The organism is Bacteroides sp. B1-V-101, assembly GCF_023656585.1.
GTDB lineage: Bacteria > Bacteroidota > Bacteroidia > Bacteroidales > Bacteroidaceae > Bacteroides > Bacteroides thetaiotaomicron.
Genome location: NZ_JAMOKH010000049.1, coordinates 1 through 18,432, shown reverse-complemented (window position 1 = coordinate 18,432; position 18,432 = coordinate 1). Strand labels below are relative to the sequence as shown.

Genomic DNA, 18,432 nt, shown 5'->3' with positions numbered 1-18,432 from the left:
TATAACATAAATGCATTATCGTATTTCCTTTATATTCGTAACGTTTATCTGCCTGTTCTGCTTTGCAGCCACGGGCTTTACGCAGAATACCAACACTGACGAAGACTCTAAGCCAGTCATCTTATACTCAGGAACGCCTAAAAAGTATGAGATAGCAGACATCAAGGTTGAAGGCGTGAAGAATTATGAAGACTATGTGTTAATCGGATTATCCGGACTGTCCGTTGGACAGACGATTACCGTGCCGGGTGATGAGATTACCGGAGCAATCAAGCGCTACTGGAAACATGGTTTGTTCTCTAACGTACAGATTACTGCCGAAAAGATAGAAGGCAACAAGATTTGGTTAAAAATCAGTCTGACACAACGTCCCCGTATTGCGGATGTACGCTATCATGGTGTGAAGAAGTCAGAACGTACAGACCTTGAAAGCAAACTGGGTATGGTAAAAGGTATGCAGATCACTCCGAATACCGTTGACCGTGCAAAGACATTGATCAAACGTTATTTTGACGATAAAGGCTTTAAGAATGCAGAAGTGATTATCGCGCAAAAGGACGATCCATCTAACGAAAATCAGGTGATTGTTGACATTGATATCGACAAGAAGGAAAAGATTAAAGTGCACGCTATCCATATCACCGGAAACTCGGCCATCAAAACATCCAAGCTGAAGAAAGTAATGAAGAAGACCAATGAAAAAGGCAAACTTCTGAATCTGTTCCGCACCAAGAAATTTGTTCCGGAAAACTTTGAAGCAGATAAGCAGCTGATCATAGATAAGTATAACGAGCTGGGATATCGTGATGCAATGATCGTAAAGGACAGTGTAGCACAATACGACGAAAAGACGGTAGATGTATATATGGATATAGACGAAGGTCAGAAATATTACCTTCGTAATGTAACATGGGTAGGTAACACACTGTATCCTTCGGAACAGCTGAACTTCCTGCTCCGCATGAAGAAGGGTGATGTTTACAACCAGAAGTTGCTGGGAGAACGTACCTCTACAGATGACGACGCAATCGGTAACTTATATTACAATAACGGTTATTTGTTCTACAATCTTGATCCGGTAGAAGTAAATATCGTCGGTGACTCCATCGACCTCGAAATGAGAATCTATGAAGGCCGTCAGGCTACGATTAACAAGATCAACATCAGCGGTAACGACCGTCTGTATGAAAACGTAGTTCGTCGTGAGCTTCGTATTCGTCCGGGACAGTTGTTCAGCAAGGATGACCTGATGCGTTCATTACGTGAAATCCAGCAGATGGGACACTTTGACCCTGAAAAACTGCAACCGGATATTCAGCCGGACCCTGTAAACGGAACAGTTGATATAGGTCTGCCTTTGACATCTAAAGCCAATGACCAGGTAGAATTCTCTGCCGGTTGGGGACAAACAGGTATCATCGGTAAGCTGAGTCTGAAATTTACCAACTTCTCTGTTGCCAACTTGCTGCGTCCGGGTGAAAACTACCGTGGTATCCTGCCGCAAGGTGACGGACAGACATTGACCATCAGCGGTCAGACGAATGCTAAATACTATCAGTCATATAGTATCTCATTCTTCGATCCCTGGTTTGGAGGAAAACGTCCGAACTCACTTTCCGTATCGGCTTTCTTCTCAGTTCAGACTGACATCAGCAGCCGTTACTACAACTCAAGCTATTTCAACAACTATTACAATAGTTATTATGCAGGCTATGGTGGCTACGGCTCATACAACTACGGTAACTACAACAACTATGAGAACTACTATGACCCCGACAAGTCTATCAAGATGTGGGGACTTTCTCTGGGTTGGGGTAAGCGTCTGAAATGGCCGGATGACTACTTTACTTTGTCTGCAGAGCTGGCTTACCAACGCTACAACCTGAAAGACTGGCAGTATTTCCCGGTAACCAACGGTAAATGTAATGACCTCAGCCTTTCACTAACTTTGGCACGTAACTCTATTGACAACCCGATCTTCCCACGTACAGGTTCGGACTTCTCGCTGTCAGTTCAGCTTACTCCTCCGTACTCATTGTTTGATGGTAAAGACTATAAAGGTTATTTCTACGATCCAACAGATGATAGGGGTATTACCCAAGATAATATGAATAAACTTCATAGATGGGTTGAATACCACAAATGGAAATTTAAAGCCAAAACATATACTCCGTTGATGGATTATATCGCACATCCTAAGTGTCTGGTATTGATGACACGTACAGAATTTGGGTTGTTAGGGCACTATAACAAATATAAGAAATCGCCATTCGGTACATTCGACGTAGGTGGTGACGGTATGACTGGTTACTCAAGTTATGCAACAGAAAGTATTGCATTGCGTGGTTATGAAAACAGTTCATTGACACCATATGGAAAAGAAGGGTATGCTTATGCACGCCTCGGCATCGAATTAAGATATCCGTTGATGCTGGAAACAAGTACTAACATTTATGTGTTAGGTTTCTTGGAGGCTGGTAACGCATGGCATGATATCTCAAAATTCAATCCGTTTGATTTGAAACGTTCTGCCGGTATCGGTGTTCGTATCTTCTTGCCGATGATTGGTATGATGGGTATCGACTGGGGTTACGGTTTCGACAAGATAAATGGTAGTAAGGAATACGGCGGCAGCCAGTTCCACTTTATCTTAGGACAAGAATTCTAATATAAAACTAAAAACTAAACGTCATGAGAAAGTCTGTTCTATCCATTATGTTACTGTTTGCCATCAGTATGGCAGCTAGTGCACAAAAATTTGCATTGATCGATACGGAATATATTCTGAAAAATATTCCGGCATATCAAAGCGCTAATGAGCAATTGCAGGAAGCTACGAAGAAATATCAAAGCGAAGTGGAGGTAATTGCCAAGGAAGCACAGAAGATGTTCCAGGACTATCAAGCTCAGTCCTCTACTCTCTCTGCGGCTCAGAAGACTAAGAAGGAAGATGAAATTGTAGCGAAAGAGAAATCCGCTGCCGAACTGAAGCGCAAATACTTCGGTCCGGAAGGCGAATTGGCTAAGATGCAGGAGAAGCTGATTAATCCTATTCAGGATGAAATATATGGTGCTGTAAAGGAACTGTCGCAACTACACGGATACGACCTTGTACTCGACAGAGCCTCTGCTGCAGGCATCATTTTTGCCAATCCACGTATTGATATTAGTGATGAAGTGCTGAGAAAATTAGGATATTCAAATTAATTTCATACATTTGCATCGAAAATAACTAAAAATCATTCAAATAAATTATAGAACTATGCTAAAAAAAATTGCACTTGTATTGATGCTTGCACTCCCAATGGGTGTATTTGCACAAAATCTGAAATTCGGTCATATTAATGCCCAAGAAATCGTTTCAGCAATGCCTGAATTTGCTAAGGCACAATCTGATATTGAAGCACTAGACAAACAACTGACCAGCGAATTACAAAGAACTCAGGAAGAATTCAACAAGAAATATCAGGAATTCCAGCAAGCTATCGCTAAGGACTCTCTTCCTGCTAACATCGCTGAGAGAAGACAAAAAGAACTGCAGGATATGATGCAAAGACAAGAGCAGTTCCAACAGGAAGCTCAACAGCAGATGCAAAAAGCTCAGGCTGACGCAATGGCTCCTATCTACAAAAAGTTGGACGACGCAATTAAAGCTGTAGGTGCTGCCGAAGGCGTAATCTACATCTTCGACCTTGCAAGAACACCGGTTGCTTACGTTAATGAGTCACAAAGTATTAATCTGACTCCTAAGGTAAAGACACAGCTCGGCATCAAATAAGAAGCTATAAGCTATAAAATACCGAAAGGGAAAGAGAAAAGAAGATCATACTTCTTTCTCTTTCCCTTTTTTCATGTAACTTTGCGTATATAAAATCGCACTCGTCATGAAGCAACATCTATCTCATACACCCGGGCCAATCGGAGTTTTCGATTCCGGATACGGTGGGCTGACTATCCTCAACAAGATAAGAGAGGCGCTGCCGGAATATGATTATATCTATCTGGGAGACAATGCACGCACTCCTTACGGCACACGTTCTTTTGAAATCGTATACGAATTCACTTTGCAGGCAGTCAATAAACTGTTTGAAATGGGATGTCATCTCGTTATCTTGGCCTGCAATACAGCCTCTGCCAAAGCATTGCGCAGCATACAAATGAATGACTTGCCCGGCATTGACCCTGAACGCCGTGTACTCGGAGTTATCCGCCCTACCGTTGAGTGTATAGGCGACATTACTCAAAGCCGTCATATCGGAGTACTGGCAACAGCAGGTACCATCAAGTCCGAATCGTATCCATTAGAGATACATAAGCTATTCCCGGATATTCAAGTGAGCGGAATAGCATGCCCCATGTGGGTACCGCTAGTGGAAAATAATGAATCACAGAACGAAGGGGCCGATTATTTCATCCGGAAATACATTGACCAGTTGCTATCCAAAGATCCTGAAATTGACACGATGATTCTGGGCTGTACGCATTATCCTATCTTGCTCCCTAAGATACAAAAATACACTCCGAAGCATATCCGCATTGTCGCACAAGGAGAATATGTAGCCGAAAGTCTGAAGGACTACCTGAGCAGACATCCGGAGATGAATGCTAAATGTACCCAAAACGGCAGTTGTCTGTTTTACACCACAGAAGCGGAAGAGAAGTTTGTCGAATCGGCCTCTTCCTTCCTGAACCAGCAAATCGACGTAAAAAGAATTTCTCTCGAATAAATATGGGAAAGCAGATCAATCTTTCCTTCTTTTTTGTTATATTTGTATACATAACCTCAAATAGCATAAGATTATGAAAGAAGAAGATTATAGCAGGGCCATAGAAGTATTCTCCGGTTCTCCATGGGAAGCAGAAATTATCAAGGGATTGTTGGAAAGTAATGACATCCGCTGCGTCATTAAAGATGGTATCATGGGGACATTAGCCCCCTATATTGCTCCATCTGTATCTGTTCTGGTCACTGAAGACCAGTACGAAGCCGCTACTGAACTGATCAGAAGCCGCAACGAGAAAGATACTGACTGATACGGTCCAGTCCTTCCCGGATACTCTCCAGCGAATTCGCATAGGAGAAACGGACATATCCTTCGCCTCCCGTTCCAAAGTCTATACCGGGAGTGATGCCGACATGCGCATTTTCGAGAACATCGAATGCAAAGCGATAAGAGTCGGTAGTGAATTTACGTGCATCAGCGAAAATATAAAAGGCACCCTGAGGCTCAACTTTGATCTCGAATCCCATTTCCCGAAGACGACTGATCATATACCGGCGGCGTTCATCATAGATCTGCTTCATCCGTTCCACATCCGAGTCAGCCTGTCGTAATGCGGCAATCCCCGCTTGCTGGGCGATGCTGGACGCACAGATAAACAGATTCTGCTGCAACTTCTGCAAAGAACGCATACAGGATTTCGGTGCTATCAGATAACCTAAACGCAACCCTGTCATCGCAAATCGTTTGGAAAATCCGTTCAGGACAAAAGCCTTATCCGTATATTCCAGAATACTATGCGCACGTCCTTCGTATACAAGTCCGTGATAAATCTCATCCGAAATAATAGGAACACCTAAAGATGCCACACTTTTCAGGAAACTCTCATCCAGCAACATACCCGTCGGATTCATCGGCGAATTAATAAAAATACCAGCCGTATGCGGAGTAACGCACTTACGGATCGCTTCTATATCATATTGCAAACCATTCTCTTCGGACAGAGGCACCAAGACAGGTTTTGCCTGAGCGGCCAAAACGAAGTTACGATAACACGCATACCCCGGATTGGAGAGAATCACTTCACTGTCCGAGTTACAAAGCAACATCAAGACCAGAAGGATAGACGGAGAAGAGCCGGAAGTGACGACAATACAATCCGGATCGACAGTGACTCCATATTCACGCTGATAAAAAGCGGCTATTTCACGACGCAACTCCGGATCCCCCAAAGAGTGAGTATAATGTGTGAGGTGCCGGTCGTAGGCAGCCTTAGCAGCTTCCGCCACACAAGCCGGAACGTCAAAGTCCGGCTCACCGACTTCCAGGTGGATAACGTCCACACCTTGTTTCTGTAATTCATTTGCACGCTCCAATACATCCATCACGATAAAGGAGGTCATTTGTTCTACTTGGGGATTCGTATGTTTCATTGTTTTTCTTTTATCTGTCAGGCTGCAAAGATAATTCTTTTCAGCCTGTTTTTGTAACATATCGACAAAAAGCTCTATATTTGTGCTTTCAAATCGTTAGTAAGGATGAAACAGGAGTTTACACGAATAGCAGTAAAAGTAGGCAGTAACGTATTGGCACGCCGTGACGGTACATTGGACGTCACCCGTATGTCGGCACTCGTTGACCAGATAGCAGAATTAAATAAATCCGGAGTAGAGATCATTCTTATTTCTTCGGGAGCTGTTGCTTCGGGACGCAGCGAGATACACCCGCAGAAAAAGCTCGACAGTGTAGACCAGCGCCAGTTATTCTCCGCTGTAGGACAAGCTAAATTAATAAACCGCTACTACGAACTTTTCCGTGAACACGGCATTGCGGTAGGTCAGGTACTGACTACCAAAGAGAACTTCAGTACCCGCCGCCATTATCTGAATCAGAAGAACTGCATGACGGTGATGCTCGAAAACGGCGTCATCCCCATCGTCAATGAGAATGATACGATTTCGGTCAGCGAGCTTATGTTCACGGACAATGACGAACTTTCCGGGCTAATCGCTTCCATGATGGACGCGCAGGCACTGATTATCCTGAGTAACATAGACGGAATCTACAACGGTTCACCCTCCGATCCTGCCTCCGCTGTCATTCGTGAAATCGAGCACGGAAAGGATTTATCCAACTATATCCAGGCTACCAAATCGAGCTTCGGTCGTGGCGGTATGCTGACAAAAACGAATATCGCCCGCAAGGTAGCCGACGAAGGGATTACAGTCATTATCGCCAACGGAAAACGGGATAATATTCTCGTAGACTTGTTGCAACAACCGGACGATACGGTTTGCACGCGCTTTATCCCTTCCACCGAGGCGGTATCCAGTGTAAAGAAATGGATTGCCCACAGCGAAGGATTCGCCAAAGGGGAAATCCATATTAACGAATGTGCCACGGATATACTCAGCTCGGAGAAGGCAGCCAGCATTCTTCCGGTCGGAATCACCCACATCGAAGGCGAATTTGAGAAAGACGATATTGTACGCATCATGGACTTCCAGGGCAATCAGGTTGGTGTAGGAAAAGCGAACTGCGACTCCGCACAGGCCAGGGAAGCAATGGGCAAACATGGCAAAAAGCCTGTAGTACATTACGACTATCTGTATATCGAATAAAAAACATAAAACGTAAAAAGGAGCAAATGACTACAAATTTAAACGGAACTTTCGCTGCTGTACAAGCTGCCAGCCGGGAATTGGCATTGCTGAGCGACGACACCATCAATCAGATACTGAACGCGGTCGCTGATGCTGCCATTGCCGAAACACCCTTTATCCTGTCAGAAAATGAAAAGGACCTGGCACGGATGGACAAGAGTAACCCGAAGTACGACCGGTTAAAACTGACGGAAGAGAGGCTGAAAGGCATCGCTGCCGACACACGTAATGTAGCCACTCTCCCCTCCCCGCTGGGAAGGATTTTAAAGGAAACCTCCCGCCCCAATGGAATGAAGCTGACCAAAGTCAGTGTCCCCTTCGGAGTAATAGGCATCATCTATGAAGCGCGTCCTAATGTCAGCTTCGACGTTTTTTCCCTTTGCTTGAAAAGCGGAAATGCCTGTATCCTGAAAGGTGGAAGTGATGCGGACGATTCCAACCGTGCCATCATCAGTGTCATTCACAAGGTACTCGAAAAGTTTCATGTCAATCCGCATATAGTAGAACTGCTCCCGGCTGACAGAGAGGCTACGGCAGCATTACTGAATGCGACAGGCTATGTAGACCTGATTATTCCGAGAGGAAGCAGCAATCTGATAAATTTCGTGCGCGAGAATGCGCGGATTCCTGTCATTGAAACAGGAGCAGGTATCTGTCACACTTATTTTGATGAGTTCGGAGATACCCGGAAAGGAGCGGATATTATCCATAATGCCAAGACACGCCGTGTCAGTGTCTGCAATGCGCTCGACTGCACCATCATTCATGAAAAACGTCTGGGAGATTTGCCTGCGCTCTGCGATCAACTGAAAAAAAGCAAGGTTACTATCTATGCAGATACACAGGCTTATCAGGCACTGGAAGGACATTATCCGGCTGAGTTGCTGCAACCTGCCACCCCGGAAAGCTTCGGAAGAGAGTTTCTGGATTACAAAATGGCTGTCAAAACGGTGAAAAGTTTTGAAGACGCACTGGGGCATATACAGGAAAACAGTTCAAGGCACAGCGAATGTATCGTGACCGAAAACAAAGAGCGTGCCGCCTTGTTTACTAAGATAGTAGATGCGGCATGCGTATATACCAACGTATCTACCGCTTTCACCGACGGTGCACAATTCGGCCTGGGAGCCGAAATCGGCATCAGTACTCAAAAGCTGCATGCCCGCGGTCCGATGGGACTGGAGGAAATCACTTCCTACAAATGGGTGATCGAAGGCGACGGACAGACCAGATGGTAAAGTGAGGAAACGACAAATGATCAATTGGACAATAACGATTAATGATAGATAAAATGAAGAAATTTACTTGTGTACAGGACATCGGCGATTTAAAATCAGCCCTTGCAGAAGCATTTGAAATTCAAAAAGACCGCTTCAAATATGTAGAGTTGGGACGAAACAAGACATTGATGATGATCTTCTTTAATTCCAGCCTCCGTACCCGCCTCAGCACACAGAAAGCTGCTCTTAATCTGGGAATGAATGTAATGGTGCTGGACATCAACCAAGGTGCATGGAAACTGGAAACAGAACGTGGCGTCATCATGGATGGTGACAAACCGGAACATCTGCTGGAAGCGATTCCTGTGATGGGTTGTTATTGTGACATCATCGGAGTACGTTCCTTTGCCCGTTTCGAAGATCGTGATTTTGACTATCAGGAGACTATTCTGAATCAATTTATCCAATATTCCGGACGTCCTGTCTTCTCGATGGAGGCAGCTACCCGCCACCCATTGCAGAGCTTTGCCGATTTAATCACCATTGAGGAATATAAAAAGACGGCACGTCCCAAAGTCGTAATGACTTGGGCGCCACATCCCCGTCCATTGCCACAGGCTGTTCCCAACTCCTTTGCAGAGTGGATGAATGCCACTGACTATGATTTCGTTATCACTCACCCGGAAGGATATGAGCTGGCACCTCAATTCGTAGGAAATGCCAAGGTAGAATATGATCAGATGAAGGCTTTCGAAGGAGCAGACTTTATATACGCCAAGAACTGGGCTGCCTATACAGGCGACAATTACGGCCAGATATTAAGCAAAGACCGTGAATGGACAGTCAGCGACCGACAGATGGCAGTAACCAACAATGCTTTCTTTATGCACTGCCTGCCTGTTCGCAGAAATATGATCGTTACGGATGATGTAATCGAAAGTCCCCAGTCTATCGTTATCCCCGAAGCTGCCAACCGTGAAATCTCGGCTACAGTGGTTTTGAAGAGATTGATTGAGGGATTGGAATAAACCGTAGTACAGCTGTTTATTCAGAAGATTTTTTATCATTATGAGTTATAAAAAAGTGTAAACAGTGAATAATTCATAATTGAACAAAAATGAATCAAACAGTAGTATCACCATTGGGGGGTGATTAAAAAGTCGATTCTATCTCGAATCTCCTCCTTCGAGAAGGAGGAGTGGTCGCAGACCGAGGTGGTAGGAGAAATAATGTTTATACCTATTTCTTTGTAAATAACAGGATTATGCATTCACCTACCACCTCCCCCTACGGGTACTCCTCCTTCTCGAAGGAGGAGATTTAAGATACTATTGATTATCATTTAGTTCAAATCCATGCGGAAAGGAACAAAATTCAACTATTGATTTGCATAAATAACAGATATAAAGCAATCTGATAGTAATTGAAAAAACGTATAAGAATGAACTTTCAGTAAAGAAGACGAGACTTCCACCGCTCACAGTTTAGTATTCTATCTCCTTTCCTGCCGCCTGCCAGGCATTGAATCCTTTACCAAGCTCCACAACCTTATATCCTTTTTCACTAAGGATCGCCGCAGCTTTCTTGCTCCGTTTACCGCTACGGCAATACAATGCAACCGGTTTGCTCTTTTGCAACAATGAATCCGCCATCGAGACAAAAGAGTCATCCATCACATTTATATTGATCGTTTTTGCAATATGTCCTTCTGAATATTCAGCCAGTGTACGAACATCCAGACGCTGCACTTCTTCATCCTGAATGATAGAATCGAAATCCTCTACATTCACCGTTTTAAAGTCTCCTTTCTGCTGACAGGAGAAAAGAGAAGAGAGAAATAAAAATAATCCCACGACTAATTGATTCATTTTAAACATATGTACTATCTTAATCAGTTCACGCCCGGAACATATTCAAATCCCGGATCACAATACTTGCTTGATTCTACCACCACACCACTTTTATCTGTGGTATGATACTTGAATTTTATCCTTATGGTTTGATGAGGATTTTCTTCATCCACATATTTCGTCAGAGGAACAGAAATGTAGGCACGGCGATTATAGTTCTCCTCATCCCCATTCGCATCATGAAACAGAGACAAGGTTACGACTGTCTCATCCCCTTCCGCCTCAACGCTCTCTTCTATCATACCAAACACGTGCTGTTTGCCACTATTGATATTGATCTTCACGTTCAGAATCATATTCAAATAGTCACGCCCCAGCCAAATGCTGGTCACATCTACCGGATCATACTTCAGTCCGCCTTCGAAAGCCGGATCGTCAGCCCCCTTTGGCTCCGGTGTCACCACCGACTGCAATGAGTATATGACAGCCGTAGCATCCTCCGGATTTACTTCATAGTTACTGATCACACGCCTAGCCGAGTTCGGAGAAATGGTTGATCCGGTACGGTCTTTCGCAACAGTCAACAGCTCTCCCTTGTCAGGAAGCAGACTCTGTATCAGACCATCCGCCCCAGCCTTCACTGTGACAAATTCCAACTTCACAGAAGGATAATAGTAATCATCATCCCCGCAGGCAGTCATCAGGAAAAGCATTCCCAAAAGCCAGAGTGTATGTAACTTTACTTTATTCATTGGCAAGCAGCTAAATAGTTCACCAACGGATTGGCATACATTAATAACAATTTTCCACGCAAAAAGTCTTCGTCTTTATTCGGAATCTTTATTTTGCCCAGTTGTTGCTCGATATAGGTAACGAATCGTTGTTTCTCTTCGGGAGTGTAATGACCGGCAAACTCGGATGTACCCTTCAGCAAGTCATAGGCAACGTAATTGCCCGAATAGATCCGATAGTTACTATGAATCCTCTGGTCGATGCAGGCAGATATGCTGGAGAACAGTTCCTGCTTCGGTAACGAACGGTCCAGCTGCGCCAACCTGTCATTGATACAGGGAGCCGTCTGAAAATGCACTTTCCCTTTGTATCCGAAAAGACCGGTCTGCATACTGATCAAATCGTCCTGAGTGGTTTTCTTATATCCTTCTATATCTCTTTTCAACTGAAACTCCTGCGCTTTCAGAAAGTCACAGGGGTCATATTCGTACGAAATGGCAAGAGGAGCGATGTTCATCTCCATCAAACGGTCGATCAAGTCACCTTCACCACCCATCGCCAGCATCTTCAGCACGCTGTCCTGAGTACGGTCGTTCGAGTCTTTGGCACGTCCTTCGCGCTGGGCAATCCAGATGGACTGCTTCTTCTCACTAATGGTATAATGCATATAACGGGACATCCGTGCCGAAGATTCCAGCATCTGCCGCATAGTCAGCGCCCGTTGTACAATAAACGACTTGTTGACACGCACCAGCTTCTTGATCCACGGATAAACCAGCAGATTGTCACCAATCGCTATCTCAACCGTATCCATCCCCTGATCGATCAGCAAGATAGAGAGGAAGCCCGAATCCAATATAATATCCCGATGATTGGAGAGATATGTATAAGCCTTGCTCTTATCCGGCACAGCCGTATGATCCAGAGTCAGCCCATCCGTATGGTCCGCCGCTATTTTCCATAAAATACCATAACAGAATGTTTCCTGAAAATCCAGCTTGCTCTTACAGGCACGTATTTTCTGCGCCAAAAGTTCAAAGGGGACGTTCGGTATCGCATCAGTAGCCGCCTTCTGAAAAGCAGGATCAGCAATCAGCTCCTCAAAGATTTGAGGAAGTTCCTCATCATTATAAGGACGAATCTCATCAAACTCTGTAGTATCCATAAGCTATGAAGTTTATAAATAAGTATTAGGTATTAAGTATTAAGTATTAGGCTGCGCTGTAAACCGCATGGAATTAATACTTATTACCTAATACTTAATACCTAAAATTTATTTTCTATTATATCAGTCATCACATCCTTTATATCCAGTCCGGCAGCACGCACTTGCTGGGGAATAAAGCTTGTAGTGGTCATCCCCGGAGTTGTATTCACTTCCAGCAGATTGATCTTTTCGCCGGCAGTCACAATATAATCCACACGGATGATACCGGAACAGCCCAATATGTCATAAATGGCCGAGGTCAGCATTTGCACGCGATTCGTCAGTTCGTCCGAGATGCGTGCAGGAGTAATCTCGTCTACCTGACCATTGTATTTTGCATCATAATCAAAGAACTCATTATGTGTCACCACTTCCGTAGGCGGGAAGATGACGGTCTTGTCTTTGGTTTTATAGCAGCCGCAGGTTAGCTCCGTTCCTTCCATGAATGCTTCTACGAGCACTTCCTGGGCTTCTTCAAAGGCCTTAACAATGGCCGGCTGTATTTGTTCTTTCGTCTTAACCTTTGTTACGCCGAAGCTCGAACCGCCCAGACTCGGCTTGATGAAACAAGGCAAACCGATCTTTTCCATCACATCTTCGTCGGAAACCGATTGTCCCTGACGCAATAGCAACGATTCTGCAATACGCACTCCGAAGGCTTTCAGGTATTGGTTGCAGGTAAACTTGTCATAGGTGATCGCCGCAGCCAGCACCCCGCAACAAGAGTATGGTATGTGCATCATGTCAAAGTATCCCTGAAGACGGCCGTCTTCGCCCGGAGTACCGTGAATGGTAATATAGGCAAAGTCAAACCTGATCTTTTCCGTTCCCAGCATAAAGCTGAAATCATTGCGGTCTACCGGTGCTTTTGCACCATCCGGCAATTGTACTTCCCAACGGGTCCCCTGCATCTCGACAATGTACAGTGTGTACTTTTCCTTATCTATGAAGGAATATATTCCCTGTGCACTACGCAGGGATACATGAAATTCGGAGGTGTCACCTCCGGCTACGATAGCAATTGTGCGTTTCATTCTATTTCTCTGTTACTTATATAGCCTCGCCACTTCTCGATAAGCTGGGTCATGTCATCCGGAAGTTCGGAAGTAAAGTACATCTCTTCGCCTGTGACGGGATGTACGAACCCCAATGTCATGGCATGCAGAGCCTGCCGGGGACAAGTGTCAAAGCAATTATTTACAAATTGTTTGTATTTACTAAAGTGAGTACCTTTCAGAATTTCGTGACCGCCATAGCGTTCGTCATTGAAAAGTACATGCCCGATATGTTTCATGTGGACACGAATCTGATGAGTACGTCCGGTTTCGAGTATGCACTCTACCAGCGTGACATATCCCAGCCGTTCAAGCACCCGATAATGAGTGACCGCGTGCTTGCCCATCGACGGGTCGGACATAACCGCCATCTGCATCCGGTCTTTCGGATTACGGGCGATACTGCCTACAATCGTGCCTTCATCCTGTTCCACATTTCCCCAGACAAGGGCACGGTATCTGCGTTTGGTCGTCTTATTAAAGAATTGTATTCCGAGGTTGGTCTTGGCATCCGGCGTCTTGGCAATCACCAGCAGACCGGACGTATCTTTATCAATCCGGTGGACCAGGCCGACGTGCGGGTCATTGGCATCATATTCAGGAATATCTTTCATGTGCCATGCCAACGCATTGACAAGCGTACCGTGATAGTTTCCGTGTCCCGGATGTACTACCAGTCCCGCAGGCTTGTTCACTACCATTACATATGGATCTTCGTAAACGATATTAAGGGGGATATTTTCGGGAATAATCTCGTTCTCATAACGAGGACGGTCCATCATGACGGTAATGACATCGAGCGGCTTAACCTTGTAGCTGCTCTTCACCGGCTTACCGTTAGCCATGACGAATCCATCTTCGGCAGCCTTCTGAATACGGTTGCGCGAAGCATTGACAATACGTTCGAACAGATATTTGTCGACTCTGACCATCGCCTGTCCCTTGTCTACGACCACCCGAAAATGTTCGTAAAGCTGGGATTCGTCACCGACAGGTTCTATATCATCCAAATCATTCTCCAGTTCATCCGGAAGTTCTTCCTCGATCATGTGAATCTGTTTCGTTATTTATCAATTAAAACCAACTATCATCCTGACTTGAAGGGGATTCTGAGGAAACAGGTTCATCTGCCCCTTCAACATTTTCCATGGAGTCGCTTTCCAACGGTTCGTTTTCTCCGTTTCCTACCATCAGTGTCAATGCAGCTCCCAAAGGTACTTTATCTCCCGCATTCAATGAGCGCCCCTGATATTTAATGCCGTACACCCAGTCCTTCTCACCGTTCATCAACTGAATCTCGGTCAGCTTGAATCCGGCAGCAAGCACTTTCGCCTGTGCCTGGCGCAGAGAACTGTTGTCCGCCACATCGGGAACAGCACGTAAAGGAATACTCAGTGTATTGATAGTCAGGTAAATGGTGCGGCCTTCTTTCACTTTTTGTCCGATTCCCGGGTTGACATCAAGTACAATGCCAGCTGCCATATTCTTCACATAATTAGAATCGGAAACGACACATACCAATCCGTGATTGCGGAACATTTTTGAAGCTTCATCCACAGTCATCCCTTTTACATCGGGCACAACCACCGCCTCACCGTGACGAGTATAAACATCCAGCCATTTCATCACGCCGAACACAATCAGCACCACTGCCACAATCATGACAAGGATATTCACCCAGAAATATTTATTTGTTTTAAAAGAAAAGAATTCTTTGATTGTCATACGCTTTGCTGTTAATCCGCGCCAAAGATACTACAAATTAGTTGAATTTCGGAATAGTGGGCAATGAAAATGTCCCTGCATAAATGCAAGGACACCTGTCATCACCACAATTGTTGCAACTATATTCCCCACTCCTATAGATTTCAACAACCTTATATTCTAGGATGCGGCTTCCGGATTCTCTGAGCACAACCGTCTGTCGCATATATTCCGTCTATGATCTGTGACAAAGAAAGCTAAAAAGTGACAAAGAGCATTCCATTAAACATTATTTAATACTCTATTTAACTACTGTGCCAAGAGTCCTGTACTTTTTATCATAAAAAGGAAGTTATAACCAACTTTAATGAAAATAGAAGCAAACAAAAAAGGCGGAGTTTAAAACTCCGCCTTTTTTGTTTCTGAGTGATGATTACCACTTCTGTCCGTTGTACTCATCAGAAACAGTCAGTTTCTTTCTGCCTTTCGCACGGCGAGCAGCTAATACTCTACGACCATTAGCCGATGCCATTCTCTCACGGAAACCGTGTTTGTTCTTTCTCTTTCTGTTAGAGGGTTGAAATGTTCTTTTCATTACTGTATCTTGTTTTTATGTTATTATTCTACGTAATCGGGCTGCAAAAATAGAGACTTTTTTTAAATTAACCAAGCGATAAGTCATTTTTGCTCAAAAGTTTTTGTGTTTTTTACTGATTTAGATTACTTTTGCACTCGAATTACGACGAAGACAATTAAATAACAATAATATAATAAGAAAAACAGCAGTATGATTAATGCTCAAGACATCAAAAACGGAACTTGTATCCGTATGGACGGAAAGCTCTATTTCTGTATAGAATTCCTGCATGTAAAACCAGGTAAAGGTAACACATTTATGCGTACCAAGCTGAAAGACGTAGTAAGCGGTTATGTTCTGGAACGCCGTTTCAATATCGGTGAAAAACTGGAAGATGTACGCGTTGAACGTCGCCCATACCAATTCCTGTATAAAGAAGGAGAAGACTATATCTTCATGAACCAGGAAACTTTTGACCAGCACCCTATCGCTCACGACCTGATCAACGGTGTAGACTTCCTGCTCGAAGGTATGACACTGGAAGTTGTTTCTGACGCTTCTACCGAAACAGTACTTTATGCAGATATGCCGATCAAGGTCCAGATGAAGGTTACTTACACAGAACCGGGAATGAAAGGTGATACAGCTACCAACACACTGAAACCTGCTACCGTAGAATCAGGTGCAACAGTACGTGTGCCTTTGTTCATCAGCGAAGGTGAAACAATTGAAATCGACACTCGTGACGGTTCTTACGTAGGACGCGTGAAAGCATAAATGTCATACAAATGACATAAAGAAACGGTGGATTTGCTTCGGCACTTCCACCGTTTTTTATTACCTTTGTCCATCACTAACCCTAATATTAAGATACAAAAGAATGAAAAAGTTGATTTACACACTGCTCTTTGTCCTTATTTCCGTTGCAGCCAACGGTCAGCAGGCAAAGTATGTATTCTATTTCATCGGAGACGGAATGGGAGTCAATCAGGTAAATGGTACTGAGATGTATCAGGCAGAACTGCAAAACGGGCGCATCGGCGTTGAACCTTTATTGTTCACCCAATTTCCCGTAGCAACGATGGCAACCACTTTCTCCGCGACAAACTCCGTTACCGACTCTGCCGCTGCGGGTACTGCACTGGCAACCGGAAAGAAGACCTACAACAGCGCTATCTCTGTAGGAGAAGACAAAAACCCGATTGAAACCGTAGCCGAAAAAGCCAAGAAGGCCGGAAAGAAAGTGGGTGTCACTACTTCCGTCAGCGTAGACCACGCCACTCCTGCCGCTTTCTACGCTCATCAGGCAGACCGTAATATGAATTATGAAATCGCTGTCGATCTGACAAAAGCGAACTTTGACTTCTATGCAGGCGGTGGTTTTCTGAAACCGGACAAGACGTATGACAAGAAAGACGCTCCCAACATCTTCCCTATTTTCGAAGAAGCAGGCTACACCGTAGCACGTGGTTACAGCGATTATAAAGCCAAAAGCAAGGATGCCGGCAAAATGATCCTGATACAGGAAGAAGGCAAAGATCCTGCCTGCCTGCCTTATGCTATCGATCGTAAAAGCGATGATCTGACTCTCGCCCAAATCACAGAAAGCGCTATCGACTTCCTGACCAAAGGCAAGAACAAAGGGTTCTTCTTAATGGTAGAAGGTGGAAAGATTGACTGGGCTTGCCACGGTAATGACGCCGCTACCGTATTCAATGAAGTAAAGGATATGGATGACGCTATCAAAGTAGCTTACGAATTCTACAAGAAACATCCGAAAGAAACACTGATCGTTGTTACGGCCGACCACGAAACCGGTGGTATCGTACTGGGTACAGGCAAATATGCGTTGAACCTGAAAGCATTGCAATATCAAAAACATTCTGCTGACGGATTGTCCAGACGTATCAGCGAACTAAGAAAATCAAAAGGCAACAAAGTGACTTGGGAAGACATGAAAGAATTCCTGGGTGAAGAAATGGGCTTCTGGAAACAGTTCCCTATTTCCTGGGAACAGGAAAAGAAGCTGCGTGACGAGTTCGAACAATCCTTTGTCAGAAATAAAGTGGTATTTGCCGAAAGCATGTACTCTAAGAGCGAGCCGATGGCTGCACGCGCTAAAGAAGTAATGGATCAAATATCCATGGTAGGCTGGGTAAGCGGCGGTCACTCTGCCGGTTATGTGCCGGTATTTGCCATCGGTGCCGGTTCTCAACTGTTCGGTGAGAAGATTGACAATACGGAAATTCCGAAACGAATAGCTAAAGCTGCCGGATATAAATAAAGAATTGACTACACGAATATGTAATCAAAACACTTTTTAGTTTCATTTAGGCACGGATTTCACGAATTAACACAGTTCTATTCAATTAAAGACCGTGAAATTCGTGCAATCCGTGCCTAAATAATATTATCATTATAATAGATGATTTTCATTGGGTCCCTTCTCTTTATCTGTTTCCCGTTAGGAAACGGGCGTTCCCTCACCGAGAAACGACAGTTACCTTTAAAGGAAACGATCGTTCCCACACCGGGAAACGGCAGTTTCCAAGGCAGGAAATTTATGGAAACTCTAAGCCATTGATGTGTACTGGTTTTAGTTGACAACTTCGTTTGTTATAACTGAATTAGTTTACTCAATATACTTTAATATCTAAATAGGTTTACTTTTGTTATTCTTATTCCTATGTTAGTTGTCTTTTG

At 44.3% G+C, this 18,432-nt stretch carries 18 protein-coding genes; 10 read left to right on the top strand and 8 right to left on the bottom strand.

Annotated features, from left to right (window positions below):
* Positions 1-10: 10 nt before the first annotated feature.
* From NBH01_RS23395 to NBH01_RS23375, 5 genes are all read left to right on the top strand, one after another.
* Positions 11-2,668 (top strand): BamA/OMP85 family outer membrane protein, encoded by a 2,658-nt coding sequence (locus NBH01_RS23395; RefSeq protein WP_225693981.1) that lies wholly within the window; start codon positions 11-13, stop codon positions 2,666-2,668.
* A 23-nt stretch (positions 2,669-2,691) separates the two neighbouring features.
* Positions 2,692-3,207 carry an OmpH/Skp family outer membrane protein gene (locus tag NBH01_RS23390; RefSeq protein ID WP_008766991.1) on the top strand — a complete coding sequence of 172 codons (516 nt, stop codon included), beginning with the start codon at positions 2,692-2,694 and terminating at the stop codon, positions 3,205-3,207.
* Positions 3,208-3,262: 55 nt separating this feature from the next.
* Positions 3,263-3,778, top strand: coding sequence for an OmpH/Skp family outer membrane protein (locus tag NBH01_RS23385; RefSeq protein ID WP_008762659.1), 516 nt, complete (start codon positions 3,263-3,265; stop codon positions 3,776-3,778).
* A 106-nt stretch (positions 3,779-3,884) separates the two neighbouring features.
* Complete coding sequence (gene murI, locus NBH01_RS23380) at positions 3,885-4,727, top strand: glutamate racemase (RefSeq protein ID WP_008766992.1); 843 nt, start codon at positions 3,885-3,887, stop codon at positions 4,725-4,727.
* A 73-nt stretch (positions 4,728-4,800) separates the two neighbouring features.
* On the top strand, positions 4,801-5,034 hold the full coding sequence (locus NBH01_RS23375; RefSeq protein WP_008766993.1) for a DUF2007-related protein: 234 nt from the start codon (positions 4,801-4,803) through the stop codon (positions 5,032-5,034).
* Here NBH01_RS23375 and NBH01_RS23370 read toward each other — a convergent pair.
* Positions 5,003-6,154: a pyridoxal phosphate-dependent aminotransferase gene (locus tag NBH01_RS23370; protein WP_008762656.1), complete on the bottom strand. Its 1,152-nt coding sequence runs from the start codon at positions 6,152-6,154 to the stop codon at positions 5,003-5,005. The two genes, NBH01_RS23375 and NBH01_RS23370, sit on opposite strands and share 32 nt — an antisense overlap.
* Positions 6,155-6,259: 105 nt before the next feature.
* On the opposite strand from NBH01_RS23370, the gene proB reads away from it, so the two are divergent.
* The 3 genes from proB to NBH01_RS23355 are packed head-to-tail and all read left to right on the top strand — an operon-like array spanning position 6,260 to position 9,632.
* Positions 6,260-7,342: a glutamate 5-kinase gene (proB, locus tag NBH01_RS23365; protein ID WP_008766994.1), complete on the top strand. Its 1,083-nt coding sequence runs from the start codon at positions 6,260-6,262 to the stop codon at positions 7,340-7,342.
* 26 nt (positions 7,343-7,368) lie between these two features.
* Positions 7,369-8,622 carry a glutamate-5-semialdehyde dehydrogenase gene (locus NBH01_RS23360; protein WP_008766995.1) on the top strand — a complete coding sequence of 418 codons (1,254 nt, stop codon included), beginning with the start codon at positions 7,369-7,371 and terminating at the stop codon, positions 8,620-8,622.
* Positions 8,623-8,675: 53 nt separating this feature from the next.
* A complete protein-coding gene (locus NBH01_RS23355) occupies positions 8,676-9,632 on the top strand; it encodes a Rossmann-fold NAD(P)-binding domain-containing protein (RefSeq protein ID WP_008762653.1) in 957 nt (318 codons plus the stop codon).
* 456 nt (positions 9,633-10,088) lie between these two features.
* Here NBH01_RS23355 and NBH01_RS23350 read toward each other — a convergent pair whose 3' ends face one another.
* The 7 genes from NBH01_RS23350 to rpmH all read right to left on the bottom strand — a co-directional run bounded on the left by NBH01_RS23350 (position 10,089) and on the right by rpmH (position 15,747).
* Positions 10,089-10,481 (bottom strand): rhodanese-like domain-containing protein, encoded by a 393-nt coding sequence (locus NBH01_RS23350; RefSeq protein WP_151209707.1) that lies wholly within the window; start codon positions 10,479-10,481, stop codon positions 10,089-10,091.
* Positions 10,482-10,495: 14 nt separating this feature from the next.
* Positions 10,496-11,206, bottom strand: a complete 711-nt coding sequence (locus NBH01_RS23345; RefSeq protein WP_008766996.1) for a NigD1/NigD2 family lipoprotein — start codon at positions 11,204-11,206, stop codon at positions 10,496-10,498.
* Positions 11,203-12,351 carry a hypothetical protein gene (locus NBH01_RS23340; protein ID WP_008762650.1) on the bottom strand — a complete coding sequence of 383 codons (1,149 nt, stop codon included), beginning with the start codon at positions 12,349-12,351 and terminating at the stop codon, positions 11,203-11,205. The genes NBH01_RS23345 and NBH01_RS23340 overlap by 4 nt, the downstream gene beginning before the upstream one ends.
* A 101-nt stretch (positions 12,352-12,452) precedes the next feature.
* Entirely contained in the window at positions 12,453-13,427 is a 975-nt protein-coding gene (locus tag NBH01_RS23335; protein ID WP_008762649.1) for a D-alanine--D-alanine ligase, read from the bottom strand.
* Positions 13,424-14,497 carry an RluA family pseudouridine synthase gene (locus NBH01_RS23330; protein ID WP_080974011.1) on the bottom strand — a complete coding sequence of 358 codons (1,074 nt, stop codon included), beginning with the start codon at positions 14,495-14,497 and terminating at the stop codon, positions 13,424-13,426. Before NBH01_RS23330 ends, NBH01_RS23335 begins: the two co-directional genes overlap by 4 nt.
* A gap of 25 nt (positions 14,498-14,522) precedes the next feature.
* Complete coding sequence (locus NBH01_RS23325; RefSeq protein ID WP_008766997.1) at positions 14,523-15,173, bottom strand: PASTA domain-containing protein; 651 nt, start codon at positions 15,171-15,173, stop codon at positions 14,523-14,525.
* 412 nt (positions 15,174-15,585) lie between these two features.
* The gene (gene rpmH / locus NBH01_RS23320; protein ID WP_005678985.1) at positions 15,586-15,747 is read right to left on the bottom strand and encodes a 50S ribosomal protein L34; all 162 of its coding nucleotides are present in this window, start codon (positions 15,745-15,747) and stop codon (positions 15,586-15,588) included.
* 192 nt (positions 15,748-15,939) lie between these two features.
* Here rpmH and efp point away from each other — a divergent pair, with 192 nt between their 5' ends.
* Both efp and NBH01_RS23310 read left to right on the top strand, forming a co-directional pair.
* Positions 15,940-16,506: an elongation factor P gene (efp, locus tag NBH01_RS23315; protein WP_151209712.1), complete on the top strand. Its 567-nt coding sequence runs from the start codon at positions 15,940-15,942 to the stop codon at positions 16,504-16,506.
* A gap of 103 nt (positions 16,507-16,609) precedes the next feature.
* A complete protein-coding gene (locus NBH01_RS23310) occupies positions 16,610-18,013 on the top strand; it encodes an alkaline phosphatase (RefSeq protein WP_234140629.1) in 1,404 nt (467 codons plus the stop codon).
* Positions 18,014-18,432: the final 419 nt, after the last annotated feature.